The sequence below is a fragment of the Candidatus Paceibacter sp. genome (assembly GCA_013360865.1).
Taxonomy (GTDB): Bacteria; Patescibacteriota; Minisyncoccia; order UBA9983; family UBA9983; genus SURF-57.
In genome coordinates, this window is sequence record JABWAS010000038.1 from 1 (window position 1) to 6,216 (window position 6,216).

The window sequence follows — 6,216 nt, forward strand, 5'->3', positions numbered from 1 at the left end:
TCCGGAGCGACGCGATATGCTTTTTTCATATAACTGATTCTACAAAATTACGCTGATAATTTCATGGAATCAGTGTCTTAAATTTGGGGTACCTGGCAATATTCTAAGGCAGCAATAATGAAGTCTTTAGCGCCAAGTTTTTTGCCCCAAATCAATTTTATCGCTTCCAGTTTGTCTTTTAAATCCGGGTAAAATAAAAGTTCCTTCGCGCCAATGGCGTGGCGAATGGACGGCAGATTCAGAAAAATAACATTAAAAATTTCCGACAGTTCCCAAAGATCCTTGTTGTTTTTAATGCCTAACTTGTGGCAAAAATCGTAAAAAGCAAAATGAGTCAGTTCGTGAGCGATGACTTCTTTGCGCATGTTATGAGAGCGCTTGTAATAAATTTGAAATGACTTGCTTTCCAAATAACGGGGATTGCAATTGAAAATTGATAAATAACAGGTATATTTCTCTTTACTGAAATCCTGCTCGAAATATTTTTGCAATTCTGAAAACAAGACATCTTTTATTTCTTCAAAGCATTTTTCAGTATCTTGAAGAATGTTTTTCAGCTCCTTGCTATGTGTTGCGTAAAAATCATTTATATATTTGCTATAGTTTTCTTTGGTAATGCCGGGATGTTCGTTTTGTATCTTCTTGCCAAAATCAGCACCGCCAATAACGGCTTCACAAAAAGCCGTATATACTTCTTTGTCTAATTGTTTGTTTAATTCTATTTTCAGAGATTTTTTAGAAAAGAAATGAACCATTTAGCGCCGGAAAATTCTTTTGGAGACTTATCGTAATAAACGCTCCCTTCAGGGTGAGAAGAAAATAAGTAAACTTCTCCTTCGCTAACCGACATTTTAACAGCTTGCGGTTTATTGTTTTCGTCTTTTAATACAACCTCGCTGTTTTCAATTAACGACAAGTCTGGACCGTTTTCAGCCAAAAGAGACAGTGTTTCTCCTTCGCTATTTTTTGCACTTATAACCGACTGGTGTTTGGTATATTCGAGTTTTTGATCAAAAAAAGACAGCCCGGTTTCATTTTTATATTCCTTTCCGGCAACATACACGCCAGCGCAGATGCCGACATAAATTCCGCCATTTTTCACAAAATTTCTTATGATTTTTTTGCCGCTTTCGCCCCACGATGGCAAATATGCCGCAATCATCCCGCCCGGAACAATAAAGATACTTTTCTCCTTAATCTCATTAAGTCTGTGTTCGCAAATCCGGGAATAATCCATGTCAAAAACATTGAGACAGTTTTCTATGTCCCTGGCTTGATAAGCTCCTTCGCCGGAATAAATATAGATATTTTTCATAAATAAAAGGCAGGAGAAAAAATTGTTATTTCTTTAATCCTGCCTTATTTTATCACATTTACTCATCTTCCCAAAGCAAGGTTGCTGGTTATGGTCATGTTCCATCAAACAGACAGTCTGTTTGATCCAAAACCATAATCAATTCCTCTTTTAAAGAGGTTTAATTTCTTTTTCTTGACTCATTTCTCAACTCCTTTCTTTTTTAATTAATTACTTCTCAATTTGTTTTCCTTATTAACTTTTATCACTTCTTCCATGACCTCTTCCCATTCTTCTTCGCTAACATTTCCCTCAATCTTATCTCTTCCACATTCGCGGCACTTGGTACGAAGTACAAAATTATGACAGCTACAAATACAAATCCACTGATCTCCCCATAGCATTTTATTCTCCTTTCAGAAATTAAATTTTAAATTAAACAATAAAATGTAAAATAACGTTTTTCTGATTATTTTCTAGCACAAATACGCCGGATTGTATATCCGAGAATGTGTTTGTATAATCATCTTATGAATATCGGTTGTCATGTGCCAATATCAAAAGGTTTGGAGAAAGCGCCGGGGATTGCTCACCAGTGGGGCTGCGAGGTGATGCAGATTTTTACCCATTCGCCGCAGGGCGGTACGATTGCGGAACTGGACGAGGAAACGATAAAAAAATTCAAAGCTGCCGTGAAAAAATACGGCATTAAGAACGTTTACGTCCACGCGCCTTATTACATCAATCTGGCGTCCAAAAACAATCGCGTTTACTACGGCTCAATTTCGGCCATTCGCAAAAATCTGGAGCGAGCCAGCTTACTGAGAGCCAAGTATGTAATGACTCATCTCGGTTCGGGCGGCAGTATGGACGAAAAAGAAGTGCTGGAGCGGCTGGAAAAAAGTTTCGTCAAGATTTTTGACGGCTATGATGGCTCGGCGAAATTATTGATAGAAAACAGCGCCGGCGCTGGCAGAATTATCGGTTCGGACTTCGCCCAAATAGGCAGAATTATTGCATCGACGTCGGACGTCGAGGGCGCTCATCGACGTCCGACGTCGATGCAGGCGCTGGCGGGGGTTTGTTTGGACACCCAGCATAGTTTCGCCTCCGGCTACGACTGGAAAGACAGTTTTGAAAAATCTTTGAAGGAAATCGAGAAAAACGTCGGGCTGGAAAAAATAAAAATGATTCACGCCAATGACAGCGTCACCGACTTTAATTCCCGCAAAGACCGCCACACCCATATCGGCAAAGGCAAGATAGGTTTAAGCGGGTTTGAAAACCTTGTCGCCTTCGCCAAAAAAAACGACATTGATATGATTTGCGAAACGAAATATCCTGGGGTTAAAAAAGATATTAATATGCTAAAGAAATTAAGGGATAAATAATGAAATAAGCGAAGAAAACAAATTTTGAAAATCCTGGGCGGGGGCGGCCGCCCGGGTCCGCGAAGGTGGGGCTAGAGGATTTTCCAAAATTTGGTTTTCGGATTTAATGCGCAACAATATCGTACATCAAGGCGCCGGAGAATTGACCTATGAGATAAGAGGCATTGTTGAGGTTGCCGAAAAAATAAAAAACCTCGGGCAGGAAATTTATTGGGAAAACATCGGTGATCCGGTGGCCAAAGGCTACCAAATGCCTGAATGGATAAAGGAGCTTGTTAAAAAAGAGATTGGCAACAACAAATCTTTCGCTTACAACCCCACCAAAGGCCTTCTTAAAACGAGAGAATTTTTGGCGCGAGAACGCAACGCCAAAAACGGGGCGAAAATAACCGCTGACGACATCTGCTTCTTCAACGGGCTGGGCGACGCCATCTCCAAAGTTTATACTTACTTGAGAAAAGAGTGCCGCGTCATCGGCCCGTCTCCCGCCTACTCCACCCATTCTTCCGCCGAAGCCGCCCACGCCGGCTATCCGCACATCACTTACAACTTGATTCCGGAAAAAAACTGGCTGCCGGACTTAAAAGATTTGGAAAATAAAATAAAATACAATCCGGCCATTTCCGGAATTTTAATCATCAATCCAGATAATCCGACGGGTATGGTTTATCCGAAAAAAGTTTTGCAAGAAATGGTAAAACTGGCCAAAAAATACGACCTGTTCATAATAAGCGACGAAATTTACTGCAATGTCGCCCACGAGCCGAAAAAAATGGCCACATTGGCCGAAGTAATCGGCGATGTCCCCGGCATCGCCATGAAGGGCATTTCCAAAGAATTCCCTTGGCCAGGCAGCCGCTGCGGGTGGATTGAAGTTTATAACAAAGACAAAGACGCGGTGTTTGCCAAGTACGTCAAAAGCGTCCTGGACGCCAAAATGCTGGAAGTCTGTTCCACCACTTTGCCGCAAAGCGTGATACCGGCGGTGATGTCTGACAATAGGTACGAGACTCATCTTAAAGAACGCCGCGAGTTTTACAAAAAAAGAGCCGAAAAGGTTCACAAAATTTTCAAAGGAGTTCCGGGAATAGTTTCGCCCAAAACTGCCGGAGCGTTTTACGTTTCCGCCGTGTTCGCGGATGAGGTTTTAAAAAACAATCAGAAATTGAAGATAAGCAACGATAAAGTCAGAAAGTTCGTGGAAGAAAAAACAGCCAACGGGCTGGCGCCGGACAAAAGGTTCGCCTACTATCTACTGGGCGCCACGGGCATCTGTGTTGTTCCACTTTCCGGATTCAACTGCAACTTGCCCGGATTCCGCTCCACTTTATTGGAAACGGACGAAAATAAATTTGAGTGGATTTATGAAACTCTGGCGGAAAAAATAAAGAAATATCTGGGAAGTTAAAACAAGCCTGATGCCGCAATTTTAAGATTGTGGTATCAAGCAAAGGTCGTCAATAAATTAAAACAAAACATGTCCAATATTTTTGAAAAAGGAGCTTTCTCGGACGGTAAAATGTTTGAAGAAAATAAAGAATTGAATTCTGCCCCGAAAGATAAAGAAAAAGAAGATTTTGACAAAAAAAACGAGCGAGACATCATAAAAACAAAATTGGAAGGCAAAACCAGCGAAGAGAAAAAAGCCATCCTGGAAAAAATGGCAGAAAACCTGGCTGATGATTTAAAGAAAGTTTTGAAAGACAAGAAAAACAATCAAAATAAAAAAGCCGCTTAAATTTTCTCCAAATTTTCTGGAAAATAAGTTTTTTTGTGCTAGAATGACCTTTACTAAAAAGGACACGTAGTTCAGCTTACCCCGCCAGAAAATGGCGGGGTGAAGTAGAGCGCCATCCCGCACCAAATTAACGGGCCAGTAGTTCAGTGGCAGAACGCTACTTTTGCAAAGTAGAGGTCAGGGGTTCGATTCCCCTCTGGTCCACCATACGAAACTTGTTCGGAATTAAATAAGCGGAGCGATTTTGCGGAAGCCAAAATCGCGCTATCAATTTCGCTTCCGCCGAGGGCGGAAGCGGTGCGTTTTGTCTTTGAGAGTGGGGTTCGAGCCGATTTTTTGGAAAAACTCGCGCCATGCAAAATAATCTTCGCCTTTTTCCAAAATAACGGCTTCTCTTAAAGACAAAACGAAACTCCGCAAGGGTTCGACCCAATTTTTTCTCTGTTGCCCAAAATCCTTAAAACTTTCTTCAAACTTTACTTTTTGACGAAGGAGAAGGTCTTTTCGCTGTAAATATATTTCGCGCTCAATATCGCCGTCCAAGTAGAGCGAAACGAGCTTGTCCAGCTTCTCCTTCGTCTCGGAAAGTTTGGTTTTAAGGTTTTGGGCAACACTTCCTCTTTCTGAAATTGACTCTTTGTCCCACAAGTCAATTTGCTTTTCCATGTTCTCAATTTCTGAAAGAGGAAGCGACACTGATTGAAGCAGATTTTTTGCTTGCGAAATGAGTGCGGAAGATGATAGATACGGCTGACGGCACACGCCTTTCTTTTTGGTACAGCGATAGTAGGTGTAGGTAGTGCCAAATCGATTGGTCGCATATTGAGCCGTAATCATACTTCCGCACTCTCCGCACCGAGCGAAGCGTGCAAATGGGAAATTATTTGGTCGTTTTTGAACGCGAGGACGAGATTTTTTCGCAAGCATTTTTTGGACTGCTTCAAACAGTGTCGGAGAAATAATTGGCGCAAAGCTTCCGTCGTACCATTCGCCTTTATGGTGCGTAAAACCGAGATACACGCGACTGGTGAGCATTTTGGCGACGGAAGCTTTGGCAGGTGGCGTTCCTTTCGTAGATACGCCGTGATCCGCCAAAAAGTCGGCGATAGTGCCGAGGGTGTGCGTCCCTTTGGCGTATTCCTCAAACGCTTTTCTCACAATGCGAGATTTAGTAGGGTGAGGTTCGATATTCCTCGTTTTGGGATTATTCACATAGCCAAAGGGAGCGCGCACCAGCCACTCGCCTCGGCGGACTTTTTGGCGGATGCCACGATTAATATTTTCAACGAGATTATCGCTGTAATACTTGCTTTGTCCGAACGCCACCTGCAACATGAATTTCCCTTGCGGAGTTGGCTCAAACCAAAATGTCGGAAAGCGCAAAAATGAGATTTGCTCGGTATCAACGAGATAGATGACGCGCCCGCCGTCCACGCTATTTCTCGCCAAACGGTCAGGATGCCACGCCAGTATGCCGTTTGCCTCGCCTCGTTCAATGCGCGTCATCATCTCGCCGAACAATTCTCGTCCGGGCTTTTTTGCGCTTTTCGACTCTTGAAATTCACAAAGAATTTCAAGATTTTCTCTACGCGCATATTCTCGCAACTCAAAAAGCTGTGCCTCAATGGACATTATCTGATGGTCTTCATTCTCTGTGCTCTTACGAGCGTAGAGAAAATATTTTGGTTTAAGCTCTTTCATGCAATTGGGGGGAACTTTGGGAATTCACCGCTTCCGCCCTCGGCGGAAGCGAAATTGATAGCGCGATTTTGGCTTCCGCAAAATCGCTCCGC

Annotated in this window: 6 protein-coding genes and 1 tRNA gene; 4 read left to right on the top strand and 3 right to left on the bottom strand. The window is 42.6% G+C overall.

The window, feature by feature from the left end; all coding sequences use genetic code 11:
- Positions 1-77 precede the first annotated feature (77 nt).
- Together HUT38_04560 and HUT38_04565 are read right to left on the bottom strand one after the other, a co-directional pair.
- The gene (locus HUT38_04560) at positions 78-755 is read right to left on the bottom strand and encodes a hypothetical protein (GenBank protein ID NUQ57724.1); all 678 of its coding nucleotides are present in this window, start codon (positions 753-755) and stop codon (positions 78-80) included.
- Positions 725-1,315 carry a hypothetical protein gene (locus HUT38_04565; protein NUQ57725.1) on the bottom strand — a complete coding sequence of 197 codons (591 nt, stop codon included), beginning with the start codon at positions 1,313-1,315 and terminating at the stop codon, positions 725-727. Before HUT38_04565 ends, HUT38_04560 begins: the two co-directional genes overlap by 31 nt.
- Before the next feature lie 509 nt (positions 1,316-1,824).
- Here HUT38_04565 and HUT38_04570 point away from each other — a divergent pair.
- From HUT38_04570 to HUT38_04585, 4 genes are all read left to right on the top strand, one after another.
- Positions 1,825-2,685, top strand: a complete 861-nt coding sequence (locus HUT38_04570) for a deoxyribonuclease IV (GenBank protein NUQ57726.1) — start codon at positions 1,825-1,827, stop codon at positions 2,683-2,685.
- A 106-nt stretch (positions 2,686-2,791) separates the two neighbouring features.
- A complete protein-coding gene (locus HUT38_04575; protein NUQ57727.1) occupies positions 2,792-4,093 on the top strand; it encodes a pyridoxal phosphate-dependent aminotransferase in 1,302 nt (433 codons plus the stop codon).
- 69 nt (positions 4,094-4,162) lie between these two features.
- Positions 4,163-4,423 carry a hypothetical protein gene (locus HUT38_04580; protein NUQ57728.1) on the top strand — a complete coding sequence of 87 codons (261 nt, stop codon included), beginning with the start codon at positions 4,163-4,165 and terminating at the stop codon, positions 4,421-4,423.
- Positions 4,424-4,555: 132 nt separating this feature from the next.
- Positions 4,556-4,630 (top strand) — tRNA-Ala (locus HUT38_04585).
- 60 nt (positions 4,631-4,690) lie between these two features.
- Here HUT38_04585 and HUT38_04590 read toward each other — a convergent pair.
- A complete protein-coding gene (locus HUT38_04590) occupies positions 4,691-6,124 on the bottom strand; it encodes a recombinase family protein (protein NUQ57729.1) in 1,434 nt (477 codons plus the stop codon).
- Positions 6,125-6,216 lie beyond the last annotated feature (92 nt).